Annotated in this window: 20 protein-coding genes and 1 pseudogene; 7 read left to right on the forward strand and 14 right to left on the reverse strand. The window is 72.6% G+C overall.

Features of this window, described 5'->3' with window-relative positions; translation table 11 throughout:
• Positions 1-27: 27 nt before the first annotated feature.
• The 5 genes and pseudogenes from ACWEJ6_RS29030 to ACWEJ6_RS29050 all read right to left on the reverse strand — a co-directional run.
• Positions 28-1,323: a M1 family metallopeptidase gene (locus tag ACWEJ6_RS29030; RefSeq protein ID WP_452427851.1), complete on the reverse strand. Its 1,296-nt coding sequence runs from the start codon at positions 1,321-1,323 to the stop codon at positions 28-30.
• The gene (locus ACWEJ6_RS29035; RefSeq protein WP_452427777.1) at positions 1,320-5,162 is read right to left on the reverse strand and encodes a Pls/PosA family non-ribosomal peptide synthetase; all 3,843 of its coding nucleotides are present in this window, start codon (positions 5,160-5,162) and stop codon (positions 1,320-1,322) included. The genes ACWEJ6_RS29030 and ACWEJ6_RS29035 overlap by 4 nt, the downstream gene beginning before the upstream one ends.
• Positions 5,163-5,319: 157 nt before the next feature.
• Positions 5,320-6,258 carry an adenosine deaminase gene (add, locus tag ACWEJ6_RS29040; RefSeq protein ID WP_452427779.1) on the reverse strand — a complete coding sequence of 313 codons (939 nt, stop codon included), beginning with the start codon at positions 6,256-6,258 and terminating at the stop codon, positions 5,320-5,322.
• An 11-nt stretch (positions 6,259-6,269) separates the two neighbouring features.
• Positions 6,270-7,028 (reverse strand): class I SAM-dependent methyltransferase, encoded by a 759-nt coding sequence (locus ACWEJ6_RS29045; protein WP_358299223.1) that lies wholly within the window; start codon positions 7,026-7,028, stop codon positions 6,270-6,272.
• A 292-nt stretch (positions 7,029-7,320) separates the two neighbouring features.
• Positions 7,321-8,223, reverse strand: a pseudogene (locus ACWEJ6_RS29050) (RNA polymerase sigma factor); the annotation flags it as partial.
• A 516-nt stretch (positions 8,224-8,739) separates the two neighbouring features.
• Here ACWEJ6_RS29050 and ACWEJ6_RS29055 point away from each other — a divergent pair.
• The 4 genes from ACWEJ6_RS29055 to ACWEJ6_RS29070 all read left to right on the forward strand — a co-directional run bounded on the left by ACWEJ6_RS29055 (position 8,740) and on the right by ACWEJ6_RS29070 (position 14,496).
• Positions 8,740-9,171 (forward strand): hypothetical protein, encoded by a 432-nt coding sequence (locus tag ACWEJ6_RS29055; RefSeq protein WP_387674262.1) that lies wholly within the window; start codon positions 8,740-8,742, stop codon positions 9,169-9,171.
• Positions 9,172-9,416: 245 nt separating this feature from the next.
• Complete coding sequence (locus tag ACWEJ6_RS29060; RefSeq protein ID WP_452427782.1) at positions 9,417-12,065, forward strand: BTAD domain-containing putative transcriptional regulator; 2,649 nt, start codon at positions 9,417-9,419, stop codon at positions 12,063-12,065.
• 549 nt (positions 12,066-12,614) lie between these two features.
• Entirely contained in the window at positions 12,615-13,454 is an 840-nt protein-coding gene (locus ACWEJ6_RS29065) for a hypothetical protein (RefSeq protein ID WP_452427784.1), read from the forward strand.
• Between the two features lie 49 nt (positions 13,455-13,503).
• Complete coding sequence (locus ACWEJ6_RS29070) at positions 13,504-14,496, forward strand: hypothetical protein (protein WP_452427786.1); 993 nt, start codon at positions 13,504-13,506, stop codon at positions 14,494-14,496.
• A 145-nt stretch (positions 14,497-14,641) separates the two neighbouring features.
• Here the strand turns inward: ACWEJ6_RS29070 and ACWEJ6_RS29075 are convergent, their stop codons facing one another.
• The 6 genes from ACWEJ6_RS29075 to ACWEJ6_RS29100 form a co-directional block, all read right to left on the reverse strand.
• Positions 14,642-14,782, reverse strand: a complete 141-nt coding sequence (locus ACWEJ6_RS29075) for a hypothetical protein (RefSeq protein WP_452427788.1) — start codon at positions 14,780-14,782, stop codon at positions 14,642-14,644.
• A complete protein-coding gene (locus ACWEJ6_RS29080) occupies positions 14,779-15,345 on the reverse strand; it encodes a DUF4291 domain-containing protein (protein WP_452427790.1) in 567 nt (188 codons plus the stop codon). The genes ACWEJ6_RS29075 and ACWEJ6_RS29080 overlap by 4 nt, the downstream gene beginning before the upstream one ends.
• A 77-nt stretch (positions 15,346-15,422) precedes the next feature.
• Positions 15,423-15,803 carry a hypothetical protein gene (locus ACWEJ6_RS29085; protein WP_452427792.1) on the reverse strand — a complete coding sequence of 127 codons (381 nt, stop codon included), beginning with the start codon at positions 15,801-15,803 and terminating at the stop codon, positions 15,423-15,425.
• Positions 15,804-15,839: 36 nt separating this feature from the next.
• Positions 15,840-16,433, reverse strand: a complete 594-nt coding sequence (locus tag ACWEJ6_RS29090; protein ID WP_452427794.1) for an SMI1/KNR4 family protein — start codon at positions 16,431-16,433, stop codon at positions 15,840-15,842.
• A gap of 74 nt (positions 16,434-16,507) precedes the next feature.
• Entirely contained in the window at positions 16,508-17,083 is a 576-nt protein-coding gene (locus tag ACWEJ6_RS29095) for an exonuclease domain-containing protein (RefSeq protein WP_452427796.1), read from the reverse strand.
• A 71-nt stretch (positions 17,084-17,154) separates the two neighbouring features.
• Positions 17,155-18,210 carry a winged helix DNA-binding domain-containing protein gene (locus ACWEJ6_RS29100; protein WP_452427798.1) on the reverse strand — a complete coding sequence of 352 codons (1,056 nt, stop codon included), beginning with the start codon at positions 18,208-18,210 and terminating at the stop codon, positions 17,155-17,157.
• 9 nt (positions 18,211-18,219) lie between these two features.
• On the opposite strand from ACWEJ6_RS29100, the gene ACWEJ6_RS29105 reads away from it, so the two are divergent.
• Together ACWEJ6_RS29105 and ACWEJ6_RS29110 are read left to right on the forward strand one after the other, a co-directional pair.
• On the forward strand, positions 18,220-19,398 hold the full coding sequence (locus ACWEJ6_RS29105) for a cysteine desulfurase-like protein (protein ID WP_452427800.1): 1,179 nt from the start codon (positions 18,220-18,222) through the stop codon (positions 19,396-19,398).
• Positions 19,399-19,441: 43 nt separating this feature from the next.
• Entirely contained in the window at positions 19,442-20,038 is a 597-nt protein-coding gene (locus ACWEJ6_RS29110; protein ID WP_387674294.1) for an NUDIX hydrolase, read from the forward strand.
• A 25-nt stretch (positions 20,039-20,063) separates the two neighbouring features.
• Here the strand turns inward: ACWEJ6_RS29110 and ACWEJ6_RS29115 are convergent, their stop codons facing one another.
• From ACWEJ6_RS29115 to ACWEJ6_RS29125, 3 genes are all read right to left on the reverse strand, one after another.
• On the reverse strand, positions 20,064-21,731 hold the full coding sequence (locus ACWEJ6_RS29115; protein ID WP_452427802.1) for an acetolactate synthase large subunit: 1,668 nt from the start codon (positions 21,729-21,731) through the stop codon (positions 20,064-20,066).
• 116 nt (positions 21,732-21,847) lie between these two features.
• Positions 21,848-22,159: a hypothetical protein gene (locus tag ACWEJ6_RS29120; RefSeq protein ID WP_387674300.1), complete on the reverse strand. Its 312-nt coding sequence runs from the start codon at positions 22,157-22,159 to the stop codon at positions 21,848-21,850.
• 93 nt (positions 22,160-22,252) lie between these two features.
• Complete coding sequence (locus ACWEJ6_RS29125) at positions 22,253-24,232, reverse strand: HelD family protein (RefSeq protein WP_452427805.1); 1,980 nt, start codon at positions 24,230-24,232, stop codon at positions 22,253-22,255.
• Between the two features lie 66 nt (positions 24,233-24,298).
• Here ACWEJ6_RS29125 and ACWEJ6_RS29130 point away from each other — a divergent pair, with 66 nt between their 5' ends.
• Positions 24,299-24,913: a TetR family transcriptional regulator gene (locus ACWEJ6_RS29130; protein WP_452427807.1), complete on the forward strand. Its 615-nt coding sequence runs from the start codon at positions 24,299-24,301 to the stop codon at positions 24,911-24,913.
• The last annotated feature ends 220 nt before the right edge of the window (positions 24,914-25,133 follow it).

Raw genomic sequence — 25,133 nt, forward strand, 5'->3', positions numbered from 1 at the left:
GGCGCGGTGTGCGCGGCTCGGGGCCGGTCAGGCGCCGCGGTCGCGGGTCAGGGCGCCGCCCGCCATCGGCGGCAGGGGCCGGTCGTGCAGCCACGCGGTCAGCAGCGCGCCGGCCGCGACGTGCCGCTCGGCGTGCGCGGCGAACTCCCGCGTGGTGACGCTGCCGTACCGGCGGCTGTCGGCCCAGGAGCGCAGGAGCGTGAAGAACGCCTGGTCGCCGGCCGCCCGGCGGAGGGCGTGCAGAGTCAGCGCGCCGCGCTTGTAGACGCGGTCGTCGAACAGCACGGCCGGACCGGGGTCGGCCAGCACGAAGTCCTGCGGCAGCGCGGCGAGCCTGCGGTGCCAGCGCAGCGCGTGCTCGTCCGCGGGCGGGCCGCCCGAGCGCTCCGACCACAACCACTCCGCGTACGTGGCGAACCCCTCCTGCAGCCAGATGTCGGCCCACCCCGCCACGGTGAGGCTGTTGCCGAACCACTGGTGGGCCAGCTCGTGCGCGACCAGCCGCTCGCAGCCGCGCGCGCCGTCCACATGGTTCCTGCCGAAGATCGACATGCCCTGCGCCTCGACCGGGATGTCCAGGTCGTCGTCGGCCACGACGACGGTGTAGCCGCTGAACGGGTAGGGCCCGAACAGCTCGCCGAACAGCGCCATCATCTCGCCCTGGCGGCCGAAGTCGTGCCGGGCGCGGGCGGCCAGCCGCGCGGGGTGGGCCAGGCGCGTGCCGCCCGCCTCCGAGAGCTGGTAGCGCCCGATCTGCACGCTGGCCAGGTACGTCGCCATCGGCTCGGCCTGCTCGTAGACCCACGTCGTGGTCCCGGACGCCCGCCGCCTGGCGGTGAGCACGCCGTTGGCGATCACCTGGTACGCCGGCGCCGTCGTCACCGAGATCCGGTAGGGGGCCTTGTCGTCCGGCCGGTCGTTGCACGGGAACCAGGAGGGCGCGCCGATCGGCTGACCGGCCACCAGCGCGCCGTCGGTCAGCTCCTCCCAGCCGAGGCCGCCCCACGGGCTGCGCACCGGGACGGGCGTGCCCGCGTACCGCACCTCGACGACGGCCCGCTCCCCGGCGGCCAGCGGGCCGGGCAGGGTGAGGCGCAGCTTGCCCTGGCCGTGCGTGTGGCGGACGGCCCGGCCGGCCACCGTGACGCCCTGGACGCGGAAGTGTCCGAGGTCGAGGCCGAGATCGGCGAGCGGCTCGGCGGCGCGGACCGTCAGGCGGGCGGTGCCGTCGAGCCGGTTGGCCGCGAGCCGGTAGTGCAGCGCCAGGTCGTAGTGCTCGACCGCGTACCGGTGGTCGCCGTGCCCGGGGAAGTACGCCGTCATCGCCACGCCGAGACGGGGTTGCCGAACCACCGGCTGCCGCCGGGCAGCGCCTCGCCGCGCATGACCAGGGACGCCGGCCCGACCGTCGTGCCCGCGCCCACCCGAGCGGCGGGCAGGACGACGCCGTGCGGGCCGAGCGTCGCGCCGGCCTCCAGCGTCACCGTGTCGATGCTCATGACCCGGTCGTGGAACAGGTGCGTCTGGAGCACGCATCCCCGGTTGACGCACGCGCCGTCGCCGAGCGTCACCAGATCCGCCTCCGGCAGCCAGTACGTCTCGCAGGTGACCCCACGTCCGATGCGTGCCCCGAGGGAGCGCAGCCACACGTTCAGCGGGGCGGTCCCCAGCCACGGCTGGGCGAACCAGGGCGCGGCCAGCACCTCGACGAAGTTGTCCGCCAACTCGTTGCGCCACACGAACGAGCTCCACAGCGGCCTGTTCCCGGCCTTGATCCGGCCGACCAGCGCCCATTTGGCGGCCGTCGCGACCGCCGCGGCGAGCACCCCGGCGGCCAGCACCACCACCCCGCCCAGCGCGGCGGCCACGGCGAAGCCGTGACCGGCGGCCAGCCACTCGAACGCGGCGACGGCCAGCACGGCCAGCGCTACCACGCCCATCGCGGGCACCACCCGGCACACCTCGACCAGCGCCCGCGCCGCCCGGTACCGCGCGGGCGGGTCGTAGGTCCTGCTGCGGTCGGCCTCCTCGGCCGTGCGGCGCAGCTCCATGGGCGGCATGCCCACGTACGAGGAGCCCGACTTGGCCTTCTTGGGCGTCGCCGACAGCACGCCGACCAGGCCGTCCTTGGGCACCTTGCGGCCGGGGGCGGTCATCCCGGAGTTGCCGAGGAAGGCGCGCTTGCCGATCCGCGCCGAGGCCAGGCGCATCCAGCCGCCGTCCAGCTCGTACGGGGCCACCATGGTGTCGTCGGCCAGGAAGGCGCCGTCGCCGACGGAGGTCATCGTGGGCAGCGCGAGCACCGTGGACAGCTCGGCGCCGCGGCCCACCTTCATGCCGAGCGCCCGCAGCCAGACGGGCGTCAGGACGCTGGCGTACAGCGGGAACAGCCACACCCGGGCCGAGGCCATCAGCCGGCCGGTCACCCACGCCTGCCAGGCCGGACGGCTGTGCACCGGATGGTGACCGGGGTGCAGCCCCAGGCCGAGCAGCCGCACGCCGGCCAGCGTGACCAGCGCGAAGGCCGCCATGCCGGCGACCGTGGCCAACGGCACGGCGGGCAGGGCGGCGGCCAGCGCGCCGCCGAGCGTCGGCTCGTCCCCGGCGAAGGCGGCCAGGACGGCGAGCGCGACACCGGCCGCGGCAACCGGGAGCAGGCTGAGCACGACCGCGCTCACCCCGTACAGCGCGACCCACGGGCGGGAGCGGGGGGCGCGCTCCGCCGGCCGGGAACGGCGCGGCTTGCCCTGGCGGAAGGCCGGGACGCCGGCCCAGCGCTCGCCCGACGGGACCGTCCCGGCCACCGCGGAGCCGGGGGCGACCTGCGCGTTCTTGCCGACGCGCGCGCCGGGCAGCAGGGTCGAGCGGGAGCCGACGGTGGCGCCCGCGCCGATGCGGATCTCGCCGACGTGCAGCACGTCGCCGTCGTACCAGTGGCCGGACAGGTCGACCTCCTGCTCGACGGAGGCGCCCCGGCCCAGCTTGAGCAGGCCGGTGATCGGCGGGGGCGAGTGCAGGTCGGCGTCCGGGCCGACGGTGGCGCCGAGCAGCCGGGCGTACCAGGCCATCCACGGCGCGCCGGCCAGGTCGGGCACGCCGAGCCGTTCGGCGAACCGCTCGGCGAACCACAACCGCAGGTGCACGCCGCCGCCGCGCGGGTGGGCGCCGGGGCGCACGCCGCGCAGCAGCAGCCGGGCGACCGCCGCCGACAGGCCCATGCGTCCCATGGGGGTGACGAACGCCAGCGCGCCGAGCGTCACCCACCACCACGACAGCCGCGGCGCCCACGGCGGGGCGAGCACGTTGCCGAGCGCGGCCAGCGGCACGACCCAGCGCAGCGCGCCCACGGTGAGCAGCGGGATCATCAGCGCGGTCTGCGCCAGCGCGGCGCGTCCCGGCATGGGGGCGGCCGCGGCGTGCGCGGGGGCCTGCGTCCCGCCCCTGGCGGCCAGCAGCTCGGCCAGGCCGGCGAGGGTCGGGTGGGCGTAGACGTCGCCGACGGCCACGTCGGGGTGGGTGGCCCGGAGCACGGAGACCAGGCGGGCGGCGGCCAGGCTGGTGCCGCCGTCGGCGAAGAAGTCCGACCCGGGCCCTTCCGGGCGCACGCCGAGGATCTCGGTCCACTGCTCGGCCAGCAGCGCCTCGGCCGGGGTCAGGCCGGTGTCCGCGGCGGCCGGGCCGTCCAGCGGCCACGGGAGCGCGTCCCGGTCGATCTTGCCGGAGGTCCTGGTGGGCAGGGCGTCCACGGGGGCCAGGCGGGGCACGAGCGCGGCGGGCAGCGAGCCGGCCAGCAGCTCGCGGGCCCGTCCGGCGTCGAAGCCGGGCCCGGTGACGACGTAGCCGACGAGCACCTGGTGGCCGCCGCCCGCGGTGCGGACGGCCGCGGCCGCGCCGGTGACGCCGGGCAGCGCGTTCAGCGCGGCGTCCACCTCGCCGAGCTCGATCCGGCGTCCGCCCAGTTTCACCTGGTCGTCGGCGCGGCCGGCGAAGACGAGGCCCTCAGGTTCGGCGCGGACGAGGTCGCCGCTGCGGTAGGCGCGCTCCCAGCCCAGGGACGGCAGCGGCGCGTACTTCTCGGCGTCCTTGGCCGGGTCGAGGTAGCGGGCCAGGCCCACGCCGCCGATGATCAGCTCGCCGGTCTCGCCCATGGCGACCGGCTCGCCCGCGCCGTCCACGACCGCCAGGTCCCAGCCGTCCAGGGGCAGGCCGATGCGTACGGGCCCCTCCCCCGTCAGGCGGGCGGCCGAGGCCACCACGGTCGCCTCGGTGGGCCCGTAGGTGTTCCACACCTCGCGGCCGGGCACGGCCAGCCGTTCGGCGAGCTCGGGCGGGCAGGCCTCGCCGCCGAAGATGAGCAGCCGGATGCCGTCGAGGTGCGCGGCGGGCCAGAGCGCGGCCAGCGTCGGCACGGTCGAGACGGCGGTGACGCCCTGCCCGGCCAGCCAGGGGGCCAGGTCCATGCCGGTGCGCACGAGCGCTCTGGGGGCGGGCACCAGGCAGGCGCCGTGCCGCCAGGCCAGCCACATCTCCTCGCAGGAGGCGTCGAAGGCCACCGACAGCCCGGCCAGCACCCGGTCACCCGGGCCGAGCGGCCGGTCCTGCAGGAAGAGCCCGGCCTCGGCGTCGGCGAACGCGGCGGCCGAGCGGTGCGTCACCGCCACGCCCTTGGGCCTGCCGGTGGAGCCGGAGGTGAAGATGATCCAGGCGTCGTCGTCCGGGGTGGGCCGCTCGGGCGTGGCCGCCTGGCGGGCGGGCGTGACCGGGCCGCCGTCGAGCACGGCGTCCACGGCGGCCTCGGCGAAGACGAGTTCGGCGCGTTCGTCCGGGTCGTCGGCGTCCACGGGGACGTACGCGGCGCCGGCCGCGAGCACGGCGAGGATGGAGACGTACAGCTCGGCGGTGCCGGAGGCGATGCGCACGCCCACCCGGGAGCCGCGCCCGACGCCGGCCGCGGCCAGCTCGGCGGCGACCCGGTCGACCTCGGCGCGCAGCGACCGGTAGTCCAGGCACACGGCGCCGTCGTCCAGCGCGGGCGCGCCGGGGTGGCGGCGGGTGGTCTCGTCGAGGATGTCGATCAGCGTGCGGGGCGGCGCGGCCAGCATGCCCGCCGGGTAGACCGCCGACGCGGTCCTGAGTCGTAAGTCTGCCGAGTCGGTGCGCAAACGCTGCTCCTTCGGTCGGGCGGTCGGCCCCGGCCCGTCAAGGCCGCGGGCTGCCACTGTCGTGGCGTTCGCGCCACCTCCGTTCGCAACGGTCGCCGATTCGCCAACTATTCCACGATGTGACGGAGATCGCCGTGCCCGGCGGGGGCCGGTCGGGTCAGCGGAGCCAGGCGTCGACGGCGGCCAGCAGGTCCGCCTTGAGGGCGTCCGGGGCGAAGGAGGCCCTGATCGAGGCGCGGGCCAGCTCGGCCAGGACGTCGTCGCCGTACCCGAAGACCTCGCGCAGCCGCAGGTACTCGTCGGCCAGCGCCGTCTCGCCGTCGGTGTTGACCGTGACCGCGAGCCCCGCCTCGCGCAGGCGCGGCAGCGGGTGCTCGGCCAGCGACGGCACCAGCCCGAGCAGGACGTTCGACGTGGGGCAGACCTCCAGCGGGACGCCGCGCTCGCGCACCTCGGCCACCAGCGCCGGGTCGTCCAGCACCCGGATGCCGTGGCCGAGCCGCTCGGTGCGGCCCAGGTCCAGCGCCTCGCGGATGCTCGCCGGCCCGGCCGCCTCGCCCGCGTGGTGCACCAGGTGCAGGCCCGCGTCCCCGGCCGCGGCGAACACCTCGGCGAAGGGGGCCAGCGGATGGGCCTCGTCGCCCGCGAGCCCGAGGCCGATCACCTCGTCGTAGCGGGTGGCCAGCTCGTACGTCCGCCACAGCCGCTCCAGGGGCCGCCGCCTGGAGTGGTCGAGCAGCACCCGGGCCTCGACGCCGTACCGCCTGCCCTCGGCCAGGCCGTCGAGCACCGCCTCCAGCGGCATCTCCGGGGCGCCCAGCCGTTCCCCGTGGGCGGCGGCGGTGAAGGTGACCTCGACGTAGCGGGTGCCCTGGGCGGCCTCGTCCTCGCAGAACTCCAGGGCGACGCGCCGGAAGTGCTCGGGGGTGCGCAGCAGGCCGCGCACCTTGGCCCGCTGGTCGGCGAACTCGCGGAAATCGGCGAACGGGCCCTCGGGCTCGGGCGGGCCGCCCAGCTCGCGCACGGTCGCGGGCCGTACGGTGCTCTCCAGGTGGACGTGCAGGTGGGCCTTGGGCAGCAGGCGGAGATCTCTCACTCTCCGGGAGGTTATCGCCGGGTGATGCGGATTTTCGACTGTTTATGTGGGCCCTGCTCCCAGTCGTCCATGAACGTCGCTTTCAGCCCGTGCTTGCGGGCCAGTTCGACCAGCGTCTCGGTGCGGTAGTAGAAGTCCTCACGCAGGACGTGGTGCTCCTCGCCCTCGGTCCGGTCGAAGGTGAAGTCGAACCAGCCGTCCGGCTTCATGACCCGGCCGACGTTGGCGAAGCACTCCTCGATGACCTCGATCGGCGAGTGCGAGAAGACGCTGTGGGCGTGGACGACGTCGAAGTACTCGTCCGGCAGGAACGCCAGCCGCAGGTCGCGCACCGGCGCCAGGTACGGCAGCTTGTCCTGCAGGGCGTGCTTCTCGACCGTGTCCTGGGCGGCCAGCAGGATGTCGGGCGAGATGTCGATGCCGTAGTAGTTGCCGGTGAACAGGTAGCCGATGAACAGGCGGCCGGCGCGCAGGTTCCCGCAGCCGATCTCCAGCATCCGGCAGTCGGGCTTGAGCCCGTGCTCCACCAGGTAGTCGAACTGCATGCGTCCCAGGGCGAGCCAGCGCCGGTGCCGGTGCGATCCCACGGCGCCCTCGGGGTCGCGGGCCGTGTCGGACCTCATGACGGCGCGGTAGTAGGTGACGTGGTCGTGCGTGCGGAGCCGGAACCAGGTGTCGCGGGCCAGCCGGCGCAGGTGGGGGGCGATCCTGTGGGGGTGCCGGAACGCGTAGGCGGCCTGGTGGACGAGGCTCGTACGGGAGCGTTTCACGTTGGGCAGAGTAGGTCCGGCCCACCCGGCCCGCGCCGGGCTCCACACACTCCAGAGCGCCCTTTTACCCGCCCTTTCCCACCCCTGGACCGCTCTTCCGTGGGCGACGGGCGCGTCGCCGTGGCTCGCGGCACGCGGGTGCTCGGGTGGCCGTCGCCGGGGTGGACGGAGGTCGTGCCTGTCGCTGGTCGCGCCGGCGTCGCGGCGGCTGGTTCGGTCGACAAGGCGGTGACGCTCCACGTCCACACGGCGAGCCCTGCTCGGCGTGTCGCGTGCTGCCGCTCCCGGGCGGTCAGCTCAGGTAGTCGCGCAGCGCCATGGCCCGGGAGGGGTGACGCAGCTTGGACATGGTCTTGGCCTCGATCTGCCGGATGCGCTCACGGGTGACGCCGTAGACGCGGCCGATCTCGTCGAGGGTGCGCGGCTTGCCGTCGGCCAGGCCGTAGCGCATCGTGATCACGCCCGCCTCGCGCTCGGAGAGCTGGTCGAGCAGGCTGTGCAACTGCTGCTGCAGCAGCGTGAACGAGACCGCGTCGGCCGGGGAGACGGCCTCGGTGTCCTCGATCAGGTCGCCGAACTCGCTGTCGCCCTCCTCGCCGAGCGGCGTGCTCAGCGAGATCGGCTCCCGGCCGTAGCCCTGCACCTCCGACACCCGCTCGACGTCGAGATCGGTCTCGGCGGCGATCTCCTCGGGGGTGGGCTCGCGGCCCAGGTCGGACTGCAGGCGGCGCTGCACGCGGGCCACCTTGTTGATCAGCTCGACCATGTGCACGGGGATGCGGATCGTCCGGGCCTGGTCGGCCATGGCACGGGTGATGGCCTGCTTGATCCACCAGGTGGCGTAGGTGGAGAACTTGTAGCCGAGCCGGTAGTCGAACTTCTCGATCGTCCGGATCAGGCCGAGGTTCCCCTCCTGGATCAGGTCGAGGAAGAGCATGCCGCGGCCGGTGTAACGCTTGGCGATGGAGACGACGAGCCGGAGGTTGGCCTCCAGCATGCGGCGCTTGGCACGAAGGCCGTCGTCGGCGATCCACTCCAGGTCGGCACGCAGCTCGGAGGGCAGGCCGGGCTCGCTGTCGAGCCGTTCCCTGGCGAACAGGCCGGCCTCGATGCGCTTGGCCAGCTCGATCTCCTGCTCGGCGGTGAGCAGCGGGACGCGCCCGATCTCCTTCAGATAGGTCTTGACCGAGTCGGCGCCGACGGCCGTGCCACCGTCGGCGATGGTGTCGTCCAGTTCGAGAACCTCTGCTGCTTGGGACAAAATTCTCTCCTCGCTCGCGTTGGGTGGACGCTCAGTGACTGAGCCGGCCTGCGGGCAGGGCCGGCGGGGAAACGTAGCGGGCCGATAGGCGTCGGAACCTTCAGGGCATGAGGGAACGGAAGAAGCGGGGCCTGGCAGGGCCGTCTCTGACCAGGCTACCCAACACTTCCTCGAACGTGGCTTCGACGAACACCCGATCATCGCTCCCCCGCCGGCGCCATCCACCCCCTGACCAGCCCCCCAACCCCGTCCCCTCGCCACCACCCCCGCCGACCGACGGCACTCCAGAAGACGCCCGCCCCCTCGTCCCTGTTTCATGGCGACGGCCCCAACAGACAACCAACCTGAACCAAACAGGCCCCTTTTAGCTTGACGGCATGCAATCGCGAAAGCGCTTGGCGGGCCGTTCCACCGCCTTGGCTTGCGCAGGCGAGACAACGAGGAGATCTCATGCTGAGAAAGTTCGTCCCGGCCGCTGTCACTGCCGTCGCTCTGGCCGGGCTGGCGCTCGCGTCACCCGCGAGCGCAGAAACCCTTTCCTCTTACAAGGCATACGGCTGCGCGTCCGGAGACTTCTGCGTGTATTCGACAGAGGTCATCTCCGAAGCGACGAAAATCAGCATCGGCCGGGGCGAGAACTGGGGGCCGGTCAGCGTGGCCAGCAGCCCCTACAAGAACGTCCGATCCTTCTTCAACAACGGCATGATCGACACCTATGACCACGTCTGGGTCTCGTACTACTACGGGGACGGCACCAAGGCGAGCAAGTGCATTCACCGCGCCGAGGACGGCGACCTCGCGGCGGGACACGAGTGGCCCGATCGCCGAACCCCCGTGACCGTCGTCCAGATCCAGTGGAAGAAGGAGAACTGCGCCGATTAGTGCGCACCGCCGATGATCCGGCGGACCGGCTTCCCGGGCTGTGCGTCCGGGATCGGGTGACTCCGGCATCCACTTGGCAGCGCCGAGAACCCCCGCCCCTTGAACCTGCGATTGAGGGGCGGGGGTTCCGGGGCGGGGCATGCGCGGCGAGATGCACCATGGCCGGACGGACCGGCCGCCCGCCTCTGACCAGCCTCGTCAAGACGGCATGACTTACCGGCTCGGCAACCCCCATAATCAGCTCAGTGGAAATCGGGGTGCTCGGGGCAGTAACGGTCGACGGCGCGACAATTCCGGCAGGCAAGCAACTGACCCTCTTGGCGATGCTGGTGTGCCACGCCAACCGGCCGGTGTCGGGCGACGTCCTGGCGCAGGCGGCATGGCCGTCCGCGGCGCCTTCGCCCAGCACCTTCCGCTGGCACCTGCACCGGCTGCGCGCCACGGTCGGAGACAGGCTGGTGCGCCGCGGCGACGGCCACATGCTGCGCGTCGCCGACGATGAGCTGGACGCGCTCCGGTTCACGCGATGGGTCCAGCGCGCCGCCGCCGAGCCGGCCGAGCGCGCCTTGGCCCTCCTGGATCAGGCCCTGGCCCTGTGGCGAGGCGCGCCGTACAGCGGGCTGGACGATCTGGAGGACATCAGGGTCGAGGCCGCCGCGCTGCAGGAGACGCGGCTGGGGGCGATCGAGGCACGTGCGAAGGCTCTGATGTCGTTGGGGCGCTTCGCCGAATGCGCCAGTGACATGGCCACCGCGGTGGCCGGACAACCGCTGCGCGAATCGTTCGTGGAGCTGTGGCTGCGTGCCCTGGCCGCCGCCGGGCGTCCCGCTGAGGCGCTACGGCTGTACGGGCGGACCCGCGCCAAGCTGGTGGACGAACTCGGCGTCGAGCCGAGTGGCCCGCTGCGTCGCCTCCACGAGGAACTGCTCCGCCACGAGCCGGCCCCCCGGCTGCTGCCCCCCGACGTGTACGCCTTCACCGGCCGTACGCAGGAGCTGGGCGTGCTGGATCGGCTCCTGCACGGCCCGGCGGACGTGGCCGTCATCAGCGGAGTGGGCGGCGTCGGCAAATCCGGGTTGGCGCTGCACTGGGCCCATCGTTCCCGCGACCATTTCCCTGATGGGCAGCTCTATGCCGACCTCGGGCAGCACACCGCGGCCGACGTGTTGCCCCGCTTCCTGGCCGTACTCGGGGTCATCCTCGTCCCCGAGGACCACGACGCCCGCATCGCGCTGTACCGCCAGGTCCTGGCCGAGCGGCGGATGCTCATCGTCCTGGACAACGCCTCCGGGTCCGTGGACGTGGAGCCGCTGCTGCCCGGGACGGCGGGCTGCGTGACGGTGGTCACCGGGCGTAGCAGGTTCGAGAGGCTGGTCACCGCCTGTGGGGCATCGCTGATCCAGCTCGACGTGCTGCCTCCCGCCGACGCCGCGCTGCTGCTGAGCCGTATCGCCCGCATCGAGCCGGGCCACGCCGTCCCGCTGGTCGAGCTGTGCGCCAGGCTGCCGCTCGCCCTTCGCGTGGCCGGCGCCCGGCTGGTGACCCGGCCTGGCTGGACCCCGGAGACCTTGGCCGCCAGGCTCACCGAGGAGCGGCGGCTGGATGAGCTGCGTGCGGGAGAGCTGGACGTGCGCGCCAGTCTGGAGGCCGGCTATCAGGAGCTGCCCGACGCCGAGCGGGTCCTGTTCGAGCGGCTCGGTCTGCTGCCGGCGCCCACCTTCACCGCCTGGATGGCCGCCGCCCTGCTGATGGTGCCCGTCAGCACAGGCGGGGACCTGCTGGAACGGCTGGCCGAACGGCAACTGCTCCAGCCTGAGGGCTTGGACATCGCCGGCCAGGAGCGCTATCGCTTCCACGATCTGATCCGGCTGCTGGCCCGCGAGCGCGCCGGTACCGGGCCGGCGCAGGACAGTGTTCGTGACCGCTTCCTGTCATGCCTGCTGGCGCTGGTCAAGGACGCCTGTGAGGGTGAATACGCGGGCGGGTTCCGGCTGCTGGACAGCGGCGCCCCGCATTGGCGGCCGCGGGGTCGGGTGCTGCCCGACGAGCCGATGACGTGGATGGCGGCCGAGCGTGAGACCCTGCTCGCCGGCATCCATCACGCCGCCGAACTCGGACACGCCGCCATGTGCTGGGACCTGGCGCTGGCCGGCGTTCGCCTGTTCGAGATCCACGGCCAGTTCGTGGACTGGGAGCAGACCTCCCGGCTGGCCTTACGGGTCTGCCGCGACCATGACGAATCGCGGGGCGCGGGGGCGATGCTCGCCTCGCTGTCCGCGGTCGAGGGGTTCCAGTACCGGCGCGAGAAGTCTCTCGCCCTGGCCGAGGAGGCGCTGCCGTTGCTGGACGAGAGCTCCGTCAAGGCGCTGACACTGGCCAACCTCAGCGCCGCCGAGCTGAGGCTGGGGGACGCGGAGTCCGCTCTGGCGCACCTCACCCAAGCCGTGTCCATCGCCGCCAGGCTGGGTGACACCCTCAGCGAGGCCATTCTGCTCGCGCGCCTGGCCCTCCTCCAAGGGGGCGACCCACGCCCGATGCTGGACAAGGCCATGAAGCTCGCGGCGGGCAACACGCGCGTCTCCTCGCTGATCGCGATGTCCGACCTGCTCGCTTCGGTGAGAGCCGGTCGCCACGCCTATGCGGAGACGCTGTCGATCAGGATCCTCGATGACGTCCGCCGCTATGGCGATCGGGTGATGGAACGTGAGGCACTGTGCCTGCGCGCCGACAGCCTCATCGCTCTGGAGCGCCCGGCCGAAGCGGCCGCCTGCCTGCGTCGCGCCCACGAGTTGGCCGTGATCCAGAACGTGCCGCTGGAGGTCCGGCGGATCACGGCCGTCCTCGAGACCCGGTGCCTGCCCACGGCCGAGAGCCCGGCCAGGCACCGGATGTGACGGCCGGGGCCGCACCCCCGGTTGCGTCGTCCGACGCGGCCTGTCCGGCTCGGTCACGCGCTTCGCCGCCTGATGACGGGTGCACCGGCACCGGTCCGCCGGTTGTCCCGGTGCGCTAGGGGCATTGGATCATGCCGCCGCCGTCTCCTTCGCTGGAGACCTGGCTGAAGTGGATGTAGCGGTCCGGCTGGCCCTGGCCGCCACGCCAGGTGTACCAGCGGTTGTCCCCGCCGCTGTAGTCTCCACGAACCCAGCAGCGCGGGTAGATCTGCGTCCCCACATAGCAGGTGAAGAGGAAGTTGGGCTGTCCGAGCCGGGGAGAGCTGCGGACGTTGCCGTCGTGGGATTGCCTCTCGCGGCTCGATGAGGAGGCACGCCCCGGTAGGCGTGTCAGGGCTCAGTCTTGGTGGCGGGTGGTTTGTCTGGAACCCGGGCTCAGCAGCCAGGATGCCGGCCGGGTCCGGGGACCCCACGGTCACGGTTCAACTTGACAGTTGATCTCGTAGGCACAAGATTGTTGCGCCCTCCCACCATCTCCAGAGGAACGTGATGAAGCGGACCGTCATGGGTGTCATCCTGATCGCGGGCCTGGCACAGCTCGTCGCCGTCCCCGCCCAGGCGGTGTCCGGGAACGACCCGGTAGAAGCGCTCCGAGCCACATTGACCCGCGGTAAGGGCGTGAACATCGTGTCCACCGCGAAGGTGGACCACGGTCGCGGCGGGTCTTACACCCTGGCCCTGAACGGCACGGTCGGGTTCGGGCCGCAAGGTGAGATCGCCTCTGACACGTCCCAGCGCGTGCGGTACAGCAAGACGGTGATGAGCGGTCTGAAGAAACTCGGCATGGCCGAGGACGCCGCCGCTGAAGAACTGCCCCTGAGGGTGATCTCGTCAGGCTACGACGACTACGTCTCCGGCCCCCGATTCGCCGACGTACTGCCGCAGGGCACGAGCTGGGTGCGCTATCCGCACACCGATCTGCCGGCCAGCAACCCGCTGCTGGAGGTTCTGGAACCCGCCACGCTCAAGACGCTGCTGGCCCACCGCACGTCCTGGCGCGGCGGAGTGGTGAAGGGCATGATCAAGGCCGACAAGCTGGTCAAGGTGTCGCGTTCTTTCGCCTCGCGCTTTCGCGGCTACTCCTGGAGCGAGCCCGTCAGCACCATCTCCTACACCATCCGCCTGAGCACGGCTGGACTGGTGGAGCGAGTCACGGCCAAGGGGGTCATGCACCACTGGAGGGGGTCCGTGTTCCGGCTCACGGCGGACACCCGCTACTCCACCTGGGGACGGCAGGTCACCGTCGCGCTGCCTCTGGAGAGCGAGGTGCTCGATCAGGAGCAACTTGAGGGCAAGGTGCCCTACGGGGTGCCTGGTGCCTGGAACTAGCCGCTCGGCGCTGTTGCGACACCATGATCACGTGCGGTATTGATCACGGATGTCCTTGATACGGGTGATCACGGCCGCGGCCGAGCTGCTCGACAAGACCTCGCGCATGCGTCCGGGCCGGTCGTGGGACGATCCCGCGCTGGAGCAGGCGCTGCGCCAGGTGCGGGCCGGACGGCTGGAGCCGGGCCTGGAGCTGGTCCGCCAGGCGCGCGACGACCACGAGGTGCGTGCGCTGCGCGTCGAGCAACTGGGGATCGCCGCCCGTGCGCGCACCGAGGCGCTGCTCCGGCTGGCCGGTGACGACCCCGACGCGTTGCTCTGGCTCGGCGCCGCCCGGATCCAGCAGGCATGGGCGATCCGCGGCGGCTCCTACGCCGCGTACGTGGGCGGCCAGCGCTTCGCCCGCTTCCACGAGGTGCTGGCGGACGCCGCCGTCCCGCTGCGGCAGGCCGCCGAGGCCCGTCCGGACGATCCCGTTCCGTGGGAGCGGCTGCAGTGGCACGCGCTCGGCGCGCAGGCCGGCCGGCAGGAGCTCGACCGCCTCTGGGCTGAGCTGACCGCCCGCGCTCCGCACCTGTATCTGGGCCACTACACCCGTGTCCAGGTGCTGTGCGGCAAGTGGTACGGCTCCGACGACGAGGTGCTGGCCTTCGCCCGCCGCACGGCGGACGCGGCGCCGCCGGGCGACCCGGTGACGGCAACGCTGGCGCTGGCCCACTTCGAAGTCGCGTGGGGCCGGATCGGCGAGTCGGAGCGTACGGCGCGGGAGATCCTCGAAGGCTACTTCGGCGACCCTGAGGTGGCCGGTCCGCTGGTGGCGGCGTCCGACAAGTGGCGCGAGGGCGCCCGGCCGCATCCGCGGGCGCTGGACGCCGCGCACCTGTTCGGCGCGGCGCTCTACCACGGCGGCCACCTCACCGGCGCGCAGCGCCTGCTGGAGGGCCTGGGCAGGCGCATGCCGGAGAACCAGCCGTGGGCGGTCGGCAGCCTGCTGCCGGGCCGCCACTACGCCCGCGTGCGCCGGGACCTCGGCCTCGCCTAGCCCGGCCCTGCGCGCCGGACCTCGTCCGCACGCCGGACGTCGGCAGGACGAGCGTGGGCGCGCCATCGGGGGTCGGCTCGCGGCCGATGCGCCGGTTCACGCGCAACCGCCTCGCGTAGTCGTCCAGCATGGACCGCGACCGCGATCACACGTTCTGCGGCAGGTTGCCGAGGACGTCGTCCATCAGGTCGCCCGGCGTCTCGTGCACCGGTTCCGGGTCGGCGCCTGTGGCATCCCATGCGCTCTTGGCACGGTTCGTCCATCCCTCGTGCCGGTAGGCCGTCATCTGCCCGGAGAGAGGAGGCGTTCCAGCGTTCGCGGCAGGGGATACACCCGCTCGGCGGGGAACAGCCGTCGGGCCTTGGCGGCGTGCCCGGTTTGTGTCAGAACCGTGGCCTTGCGGACCTGCGGGGTGAGGTCGGTGAGGCTGACGATCCAGTCGTCGGTGAAGGCGCGGATCAGGTCGCGGCCGATGCCGACCTGGATGCTGTAGTGGTTCAGCGCCGCTCCGCGCAACGAACGTTCCGGGTCCCACTGGACATGGACGGCTGCCCGGGCCACAGCCGCCGGATCCGCTGTCGTGAGCACGGCCTGGGACAGAGCCTCCTCCCAGCCCCGCCGGGTCATCCGCACTGCGAGAACGCGCTCCTGACCGGCTTTGCGGGCCCAGTTGCTGCGATGCATGAGCCACAGGAACGAGGGCTTGATCCAGGTCATCCTCTGGAACGAGAACGGCGCGACGAAACGGCCCGCGCGCAGCGCCGCGTCGGCTATGGCAGGCGCATATGCCTGGTAGACCACGATCGTGTCAGCGTCGTGGTCTGCGCGAATCTCGTACTGGGGTGCCATGCGCTGCACCCTGCCATCCGGTGCGCTCACATCGCGAAGCCTTTTCGCCTCCGGTCGAAGCGACTCGCCGGCCGCTGTCAGCAGGAGGGGCCAGGACCAAGCGATTCGATCCAGGACGGGAAGTCCGCCGCCACGACGTCGAAGCCCGCAGGCTCCAGGTCACCCAGACCGGAGGAGAACACGGCGGAGTCCGGGTCATCGGCGCGCAGGAGGAATCCGCGGCCACCGCTGTCATCGCCGACGAGAAGGAACCCTGGTGCATACCGCGCGACCTCGTAAGTGGCGTTGCGTTCACCGATGTCCCCGGCCGAGTACACCGCGACACCGCACTCCGTGTGCAGGCCGTCCCGAACGCTCCACAGGGCCACCAGCGGAGCCGGCAGACTCAGCGCCGTCTCGGCCCGCGCCCGCAGGACATCGTCCGGCGTCGCCGCCGGCCTCGGAACCGCCCCCGCCACCCTGCCCCCTCCCGGCAGACCCCGGCCCCAACATGATCATCGACATCGTGACGAACCGTAGCCGGGGTCCGATCTCGCCTTCCAGCGCTTCTGTTCTTCGAGCCAGTGCACGTAGCGCGGCGAGGTGTTACGCACCTCGATGCTGAGGGGGTAGGGGTCGTGCTCGTCCAGGAGCAGCATGCGGAGGAATTCGACCATGCCACAGGGGAAGAGGGTGAAGCCCTCGCGGGTATGGCGGCCGCAGACCAGGACGGGCCACCGGTCGGGGTCGGGATCGGTGGTCAGCCAGCACAGGATGTCGGGGCCCGAAGTGATGCCCCAGGCGAGGATGTGGTTCGGGTCGATGTCGAGCCCTTCCTGGCCGCCCAGCATCTCCCAGGTGTCACGGGCGTTCTCCGTCTCCTCCTCGAAGGTCCCGGGATCCCACTGGATGTACTCCTTGGGCAACGGCATGAGGATGCCGACCTCGGCGAACGAGCCGCCGCCGTAGACGGACATGAAGGCCATGTAGTCACGCGGGAACCGCGTGCCCCACCGCGCCTCTGCCGCCGACCAGTCGATCTCCTCGTCCGCGCCGAGATCGGCAGGCAGGATCTCGGTCAGCGCTGCGATCCCTGTCGGGTCTTCCACGGCAATCCCTTCGACGACGTGGCAGGGGAGTCTACGAGGCCACACCGACACAACCGGATCAGTCGCACCAGGAGCTAGCGGCCCGGCCATGCCCCGCGGTCCAACAGGTCGAGGACGAGTGCCGCGATGTTCCAGGCGTCGTCCTCGCCGCGGTGATGGCGTCCCTCCAGCGGCAGTCCGGCGATCTGCAGAGCGTGATCCATGCCGGGTTTCCTGCGCAGTCCGTACGCCGCCGCGAACACGGCCTTGGCGTTGGTGTGCGTGCGTTCCGTCGGGTAGCCGAACGGGTAGGCCACTCCGTCGGCCTGACTCTGTCGAGCGAACTGCCGGCGGTCGTACTCGCCCCAGCTCGCCCATGGACGCTCCCCGGCGTCGTACTCCTCGGCGAGGATCCGGCACGCCTCCGCGAAGGTGACACCGCGTTCCACCTCGGCCTGGGTCAGGCCGGTCAGTTCCGTGCAGAAGTCACTCACCGCCGATCGGGCAGGGCGGACCAGGATGCGGTGCCGGGACACCCGGCTCCGCGCCGACACGTCCACGACGGTGAGGCCGATCTCGATGATCTCGTTGACGGAGCCGGGCGGCGGCTGCCCGTCCCAGCAGGTGGCTTCCACATCGATGACGTTCAACAGGGCGGATTCGTGACGCATGGGCCGAGGGTAGGGACGCACCCCCGGCTCCGGCATCCCAATTCCCCACGTTCGTTCTTCGGGCGGGGTGGTCAGTCGGGTGGGGTGTGTTCGAGGGTGTAGGTGGTCGCGTCCGGTTCGGCGAAGGCGAGAAGCGCGAGCCCTTCCTCCTCCAGGACGTCCAGAGGCGTCGGCGCGGCGAAGGGGCTGATGAGGAGCTTGGCCTTCTTGCCGGACCGCTTGATCTGCCAGGTCCCCGCCGCGAACCCGTCCACCAGGTACGTGGCCTTGATCCGCAGGTTCTTGGTCGCGACCAGCGGCCTGAACTCGTCCGCCAGCACCCGCGTACGGTCGGCGTGCCCCAGGACGAGGTTGTCGAAGTCGGGCAGGAAGCGCACCGGCGCGGGCACGTCGCCGCCCGGCCGCGGCGCGCCGGGCAGGTCGAACAGTTCGCGTCCCGTCTCGTCGGCCAGCCTGTCCAGCTCCATCCCCTTCATGACGGCCCGCATCCCGCCCAGTCCCGACCAGGTCTGGACGTCGGCGGGGGTGGCCGGGCCGAACGCGGCGAGGTACCGCTCGACCAGGCGTTCCACGCTGGGCGCCGGGTCCAGTTCGACGCCGGGCAGCCCGAAGGCGGACTCGCGCGGGAAGCTCCACCGGTCCTGCGTCGGCACCATGACCAGCGGCGTCATCATGCGCACGGCGTAGCCGAGCACCCGTTCGTCCGCGCCGGGGAACTCCTTCAGCAGCAGGGGCCGCAGCTCGTTGAAGGTGAGCGGCCCGTCGGCGAGCAGCCGGTCGGCGACCGCGGCGACGCCCTCGAAGTCGACGCCCTCGAACCGGCGCGCCGCGGCGGCCAGCATGGGACGCAGCAACGGGCGGAAGGACGCGTAGTCCTCCGCCGTCACCAGGTGCAGCGTGGCCCGCATCATCGTCGCCCGCACCAGGCCGCCGGCGTGCAGCGAGTCGTGCAGGTCGTCGCGCCGGAAGCCGGCCAGCCGCGTCCACACCCCCAGGTAGGGCGGCCGCGGCTCCTGCGCCTGCAGCCCGGCCAGCCGGTGCACGACGTCGGCCGGGCGGCCCTCGTGCCGGGCGAGAAGGTGCTGCCGGGCCAAGGTGGCGCGGTTGAGGTCTCTGAGGGTGAGCATCTACTTATCATGCCTTTCCCCCTGGAGTCCGTACGTTCCTCCTATCCTGCGCTTTCCGATGGTTTCGCCTACCTTGACGGCGCGGCCGGCACCCAGACGCCGCAGCCGGTGATCGACGCCATCTCCGCCGCCTACCGGGCCGGGCTCGGCAACGTGGGCGGGGCCTTCCCCGCCAGCCGCCGGGCGGACGAGATCGTCGCCGCCTGCCGGGCCGCCGTCGCGGACCTGGTCGGCGGTCAACCCGACGGCGTGATCCTCGGCCCGAACATGACGACGCTGACGTACCGGCTGGCCAGGGCGCTGACCGGGCCTGGCGACGAGGTGGTGGTCTCCCGGCTGGACCACGACGCGAACGTGCGTCCGTGGACCCAGACGGGCGCCGCCGTCCGCTGGGCCGAGGTGGACGCGGTGACCGGCGAGCTCCCGGTCGACCAGTACGCCGGCCTGATCGGCGAGCGGACCAAGGTCGTCGCGGTGACGGCGGCGAGCAACATCCTCGGCACCCGTCCCGACGTGGCCGCCATCGCCGAGCTGGCCCACCGCGCGGGCGCCCTGCTGTACGTGGACGGCGTGCACGCCACCCCGCACGGCCCGGTGGACATGCGGGCGCTGGGCGCCGACTTCTACGCCACCAGCGCCTACAAGTGGTCGGGGCCGCACGTGGGGGCCGTCGTCGCCGACCCGGCGCTGCTGGAGACGGTCCGCCCGGCCAAGTTGCGGCCCTCCCCCGACACCGTGCCGGAGAGGTTCGAGACGGGCACGTCCGCGTTCGCCGACCTGGCCGGGGTCACCGCGGCCGTCGACCACCTAGCCGCCATGGTCCCCGGCACCGGCACCCGCCGCGAGCGCCTGCTCGCCTCGATGGCCGCCGCCGAGGAGCACGAGCTGGGGCTGTTCGCCGCCCTGATCTCCGGCCTGGAGACGATGCCGCACGTCACCCTGCTCGGCAAGCCCGCCAGGCGCACCGCGACCGCCTACTTCACCGTCGCCGGGCACACCCCGCGCCAGGTCGCCGAGCATCTGGCCGGGCTGGGGGTGAACGTCTGGAACGGCCACAACTACGCCTGGGAGCTGACCGGCGCCCTCGGCGTGCGCGACTCGGGCGGCGCCGTCCGCGCGGGCCTGGTCCACTACAACGACCGCTCGGACGTCGACCGCCTCCTGGAGGGAGTGGCCGCCCTCTCCTGACGGGTTCTCGGCCCGTACGGGCAGGGCGTGGGATCCTGAGGGGATGCTGCCCCCGATCGACGTGCTGCGCGAGCAGGTCACCGCGCATCTCGCCGCCTTCGACCGCCGGGAGGTGCCGCCCGTCCCAGGGGTGCGCCGGGCGGCCGTGACGGTGTGCGTGCTGGAGGACGCCGAGCGCGTCCCGTACACGGTGCTGATCCGCAGGGCGGCGCGGGGGCGCAACGCGGGGCAGTGGGCGCTGCCGGGCGGGCGGCTCGACGACGGCGAGCTGCCGGTGGAGGCGGCGCTGCGCGAGCTGGCCGAGGAGGTCGGGGTGACCGGCGTGGCGGTGGCCGGGCTGCTCGACGACTTCGTCGCCGACTCCGGGTTCGTGATCACTCCGGTGGTGGCGTTCGGGGGCCGTCAGGAGCCGGTGGGCGACGCCCATGAGGTGGCCTCGGTGCACGCGGTGCCGCTGGAGCGCTTCCTCGCGCCCGGCGTGCCGCGCTGGCAGGGCGAGCTGCTGCAGATGCCGCTCGGGCCGGACATCGTGATCCACGCGCCGACCGGGGCGATCCTGTGGCAGTTCGCCGAGGTGGCGCTGCGCGGGCGCGAACAGCGGGTGTTCGACGTCGCGCAGCCCCACTGGACGAGAACCTGACCCACATGCCCCTGGGAACGGCCGGTCAGAAGGGGCCGGTGAGTTCGCCGAGCTTGCCGGTCAGCTCCAGGTTGGCCGCGTAGTCGACGGGCACCGCGATCACCGACACCGTCTCGTCGGCCAGCGCCTTGCGCAGCGTGGGCAGCAGCTCCCCGGCGCTGGTGATCCGGTAGCCGCGGGCGCCGAAGCTCTCGGCGTAGGCGACGAAGTCGGGGTTGCCGAAGCGGATGCCCGAGTGGCGGCCGAGCTCCAGGTCCATCTTCCACTCGATCAGCCCGTACGCGTCGTCGACCCACACCAGGACCGTGATCGGGATACGCTCGCGGACGGCCGTCTCCAGCTCCTGGGAGTTCATCAGGAACGCCCCGTCGCCGGTGGCGGCCAGCACCTTGCGCTCGGGGAAGGCCAGCTTGGCGGCCAGCGCCCCGGGCACCGCGAACCCCATCGAGGACAGCCCGTTGGAGACCAGCATCGTGTTGGGCTCGTACGTCGGGTACATGCGGGCCATCCACATCTTCACCGCGCCGGTGTCGGCCAGCACGATGTCCTCGCGGCCCATGGCCTCCCTGATGTCGGCGACCACGCGCCGCGGCGACAGCGGGAAGCCGTCCTCCGAGCGCCCCTGCTCCAGCTCCTCGCGCATCAGGCGGCGGATCTTCTCGCCGGTGCCGTTGAGCTCGAAGCGGCGCGGGACGGCGTCGGCGAGCGCGTCCAGCGACCGGGAGATGTCGCCGTGCACCCCGACGGCCACCGGGTAGTGGTCGTCGACCTCGGCGGGGAACCGGTGGAGGTGGATGATCTCCTTGTCGCGGTTCGGGTTGATCTTGACGGGGTCGAACTCCTGCAGCTCGTAGCCGACGCTGATCAGCACGTCCGCCTCGTCGAAGCCGAAGTTGACGTAGTCGTGCCGCATGAAGCCGACCGCGCCCAGCGCGTGGGGGTGGTCGTCGGGGAAGACGCCCTTGCCGTTGAACGTGGTGGCCACCGGCAGCCCGAGCCGTTCGGAGAAGCGCACCAGCGCGGCGGCCGCCCCGGCCCGCCCGGCGCCGTGCCCGGCCAGCACGATCGGCCGGCGCGCGCGGGCCAGCACGTCGGCCGCGCGGGCGATCTGCGCGGCGGAGGGATCTTGGGGGCGTACGACGTTGACCGGCAGCGGCCCGAGGTCGGCCGGCACGGGGGCCGACTCGACGTCTTCGGGGATGGGCAGGTAGACGGCGCCGGGCCGCTCGGTCTGGGCGGTCTTGAACGCCTTGCGGATCATCTCGGGCAGGGCCAGGGCCGTGGGGGCGAGGTCGGCCCACTTGGTGATCGGCCGGAACAGCGACACCAGGTCGACCACCTGGTGCGACTCCTTGTAGATGCGGTCGAGGCCGACCTGGGCGGTGATCGCCACGACGGGGGTGCTGTTGGTGGTGGCGTCGGCCACGCCGAGCTGCAGGTTGATCGCGCCGGGGCCGAGCGTGGCCGAGGCCACCCCCGCCTTGCCGGTGAGCCTGCCGTAGATCTCGGCCATGAACGCCGCGCCCTGCTCGTGCCGGACGAGGATGTAACGGATGGAGGAGTCGTTGAGCGCGTCGACGAAGTGGATGTTCTCCTCGCCGGGGATGCCGAAGACGTACTCGACGCCTTCCGCCTCCAGGGCTCGCACGATCAGATGGGCCGCGTCCGCCTGCGGGGACACCTGCGGGGACATGGTTAACGCCTTCTTCCATGAGCGACTGCGTCCCTGACAGCACCCGGGAGGCGCGCTTCATTCCGGGACGCGTCCCTGTGCCCGCGCGACGGCGGATCTCACGCGGGCACAGCGGGTCAGGAGCCCAGCGCGCGCGTGGCCAGCGCGCCGAGGACCATGCCGACGACCATGCAGGCCGCGGCGGCGATGGCGGCCCACTTGCCCAGGGACTCGCCGCGGGTGTGGCCGACGATGCCCAGCACGATGCCGGCCAGGCCGAACAGGATCGGTATGAACAGGATGGCCACCGCGGCGCTGACGAACCCGATGATCGACAGGACCTGGGCGCCCTGCCGCTGCGGCGGCCGGGCGTAGGGCGGCGGCTGCGGCCGGCGCCCTTCACGCGTGTGCTCGTCGTCGCCCGGGGGCGGGTCTTGCGAAGCGGTCATTCTCCGGCTCCCTCGTGAAGTGAATCACATCACACACCAGAGCCGGAGGCCTGTCGAGCCGCCGAGTCCCGACATCTGCCCATTTCAGAAGGGTTATGACGGGCGGGAAAACTGAGGGGGAAGGGGTTCGGCGTGGACGACGTCGAGCCGGGAGACCGCGCGGGTGAGGGCGACGTACAGACGGTTGAGCCCGCGCGGCTCGGCCGCGACGACGGCGGCCGGCTCGGCGAGCACCACGTGGTCGTACTCCAGGCCCTTGCACATCGAGGCGGGCACGACGCTCAGCCGCTCGCCGAGGTCCACCCCCTCGTTCCAGAGCGCGCAGGTGATCGCCTCGACGTGGGCGTCGGCCGCGATCACCCCGATCGACCCCTCGAACCCGCCCGCCTCCCGTACGGCCGCCACGACCCCCTTCTCCACCTCGGCCGTCGCGATGACGCGCAGCCTGCCGTCGGAGCGGTGGGAGCGGGTGGGGGGCACGTCGGCGTCGAGCGCGGCCAGCAGCGTGTTGGCCAGCTCCACGACCGCGCCGGGCACGCGGAAGCCGGTGGTCAGCTCCACGATCCGGCCGCCGGGGCTGCCGAGCAGCTCCAGGTGCTCCGGCCACGACCTGGCCGCCCACGGCGTGGTGCCCTGGGCCAGGTCGCCGAGCACGGTCAGCGAGCCGTGCTCGCTGCGCCTGGCCACGGCGCGGCACTGCATGGGCGACAGGTCCTGGGCCTCGTCCACGATGACGTGGCCGTAGCCGCGGGGACGTTCGAGCAGGCAGGCCAGCTCGTCCAGCAGCACCAGGTCGGCCTCGGTCCACTTGGCGCTCTTGGCGCTCTTGGCGCTCTTGGCGCCGCGCGGCGGGCCGGGCCAGGCGAGCGCGGCGCGTTCGGCGTCGGTCAGCAGGCCCTCGGGCGGGGCGCTGAGGACCTCGTGCAGCACGTCCTCGGGGCGGACGGCGGGCCAGGTCGCGTCGAGCGCCGGGGTGAGCGCCCGGCCGATGCGGCGTTCCCAGGCGGCGTCGCAGGTCTGGCCGCGGGCCTCGGCCTGGCGCCGCATCGCCGCCACCATTCTGGCCCTGACGCGTTCGCGGCCGACCCCGTAGGGGAGGGCGGCCCGCCTGGTGTCCTCCACGATGCGGCGCAGTTCGTCCTCGCCGACGCGCCAGCGGTAGGAGCCGTCGGCCACCACGGCGGGCTCGGCGGGCCTGCGGATGCGGCCGTACAGCGCGCGGCGCAGCACCTCGGCCATCCGGACGTCGTGCTTGACCGCCGCGGCCGCCGCGGAGTCGACGGCCCGTACGGGATAGGCGCCGAGCAGCCCTTCCAGGGTGGTCTGCTCGACGTCCACCTCGCCGAGCGCGGGCAGCACGGCCGCGATGTAGCCGAGGAAGGTCCGGTTCGGGCCGAGCACCAGGACGCCGGAGCGTTCGAGGCGGCGGCGGTGGGCGTACAGCAGGTAGGCGGCCCGGTGCAGGCCGACGGCGGTCTTGCCGGTGCCGGGGGCGCCCTGGACGCAGATGGTGGTGTCGAGGTCGGCGCGGACGAGGTCGTCCTGCTCGGGCTGGATGGTGGCGACGATGTCGCGCATCGGTCCGACGCGGGGGCGTTCGATCTCGGCGGCCAGGAGCGCGCCGCCGCCCTCCTCCCCCGCGCCTAGACGCTCGTCCTCGTAGCCGGTCAGCGTGCTGCCCGACCAGCCGAAACGGCGGCGCACCTCGACGCCCTGGGGGTCGCGGGCGCCGGCCCGGTAGAAGGCGCGCGCCACGGGCGCGCGCCAGTCGATCACCACCGGCGGCCCGCCGTGCTCGCCGGCGATGTGCCGCCGGCCGATGTGGTACGCCCGCCCGCGGTGCTCGGCCGAGTCCTGGCCGAAGTCGAGCCGGCCGAAGAACGGCGGCCCGTCGGGCTCCTCGCTCAGCTCCTTGGCCAGGCTCTTGAGATGGCGGCCGAGCCGCTCCGCGCTGTAGCGGTCGCCGGCGACGGTCTCGCCGACGATCACGTTCTCCCGCGCGCCCTCCAGCATCCTGCGCAGCCCCGCCCTGCACCGTTCGACGTGACGCCGTTCGTCGTCGAGCGTTCCCATGCCCACCCCCAAAGCGTTAACTCGGTTAAGACATTAACCAGGTTAACACTTTGATAGAGTGCGGTCATGACGGGACTGCGGGAGCTGCAGCGGCAGCGGGTGCACGAGGCCATCTCGACGGCGGCGATCGCGCTCTTCCTGGAACGCGGCTTCGACGAGGTGCCGGTGACCGAGATCGCGGCGGCGGCCGGGGTGTCCAAGCCGACACTGTTCAAGTACTTCCCGACCAAGGAGGACCTCGTCCTGCACCGGTTCGCCGACCACAAGGGCGAGGCGGCCCGCGTGGTGCGCGGCCGGGCGCCCGGCGAGCACCCGGTCGCGGCGCTGCGCCGCCACCACCTCGACGGCCTGGCCGCCCACGACCCGGTCACCGGGCTCAACGACCACCCCGAGGTGCTGGCCTTCCACCGCATGGTGTTCGACACGCCCAGCCTGGCCGTCCGCCTGTTCCACCACATGACCCAGGACGAGGCCGAGCTGGCCGAGGCCCTGGCCGAGAGCATGGACGAGCTGACCGCCGCGCTGCTGGCGGCCCAGGCGCTGGCCGTGCAGCGGGTGCTGGCCCGGCGCACCTGGGCGCAGCTCGCCGGGGGCCGGCCCCTGGCCGAGACGGAGGCCGACGCGGTGCGCGCCGCCGAACACGCCTACGCCCTGCTCATGGACGGCCCCGCCGGCCCCTGAGCTCCGGCGCGCAGGTCACGCGCGCCCCATCCGGCGGGCACGATTACCTCCAACGCCAGAGGCTGTGCTTAACTCGGAAATGCCGATGTGGCTGTGTCCCCCGGGCCGCAAATTACCGCCTTCACGGAATACCGTTCGGCTGGAACCGTGTTGTGCACCTCGCCGAGGAGGCGACCACCACATCGGCCTTAAAGCTTTCCGGGCGTCCCGCTGCCTTAGG

The sequence above is a fragment of the Nonomuraea sp. NPDC004702 genome, assembly GCF_053601695.1.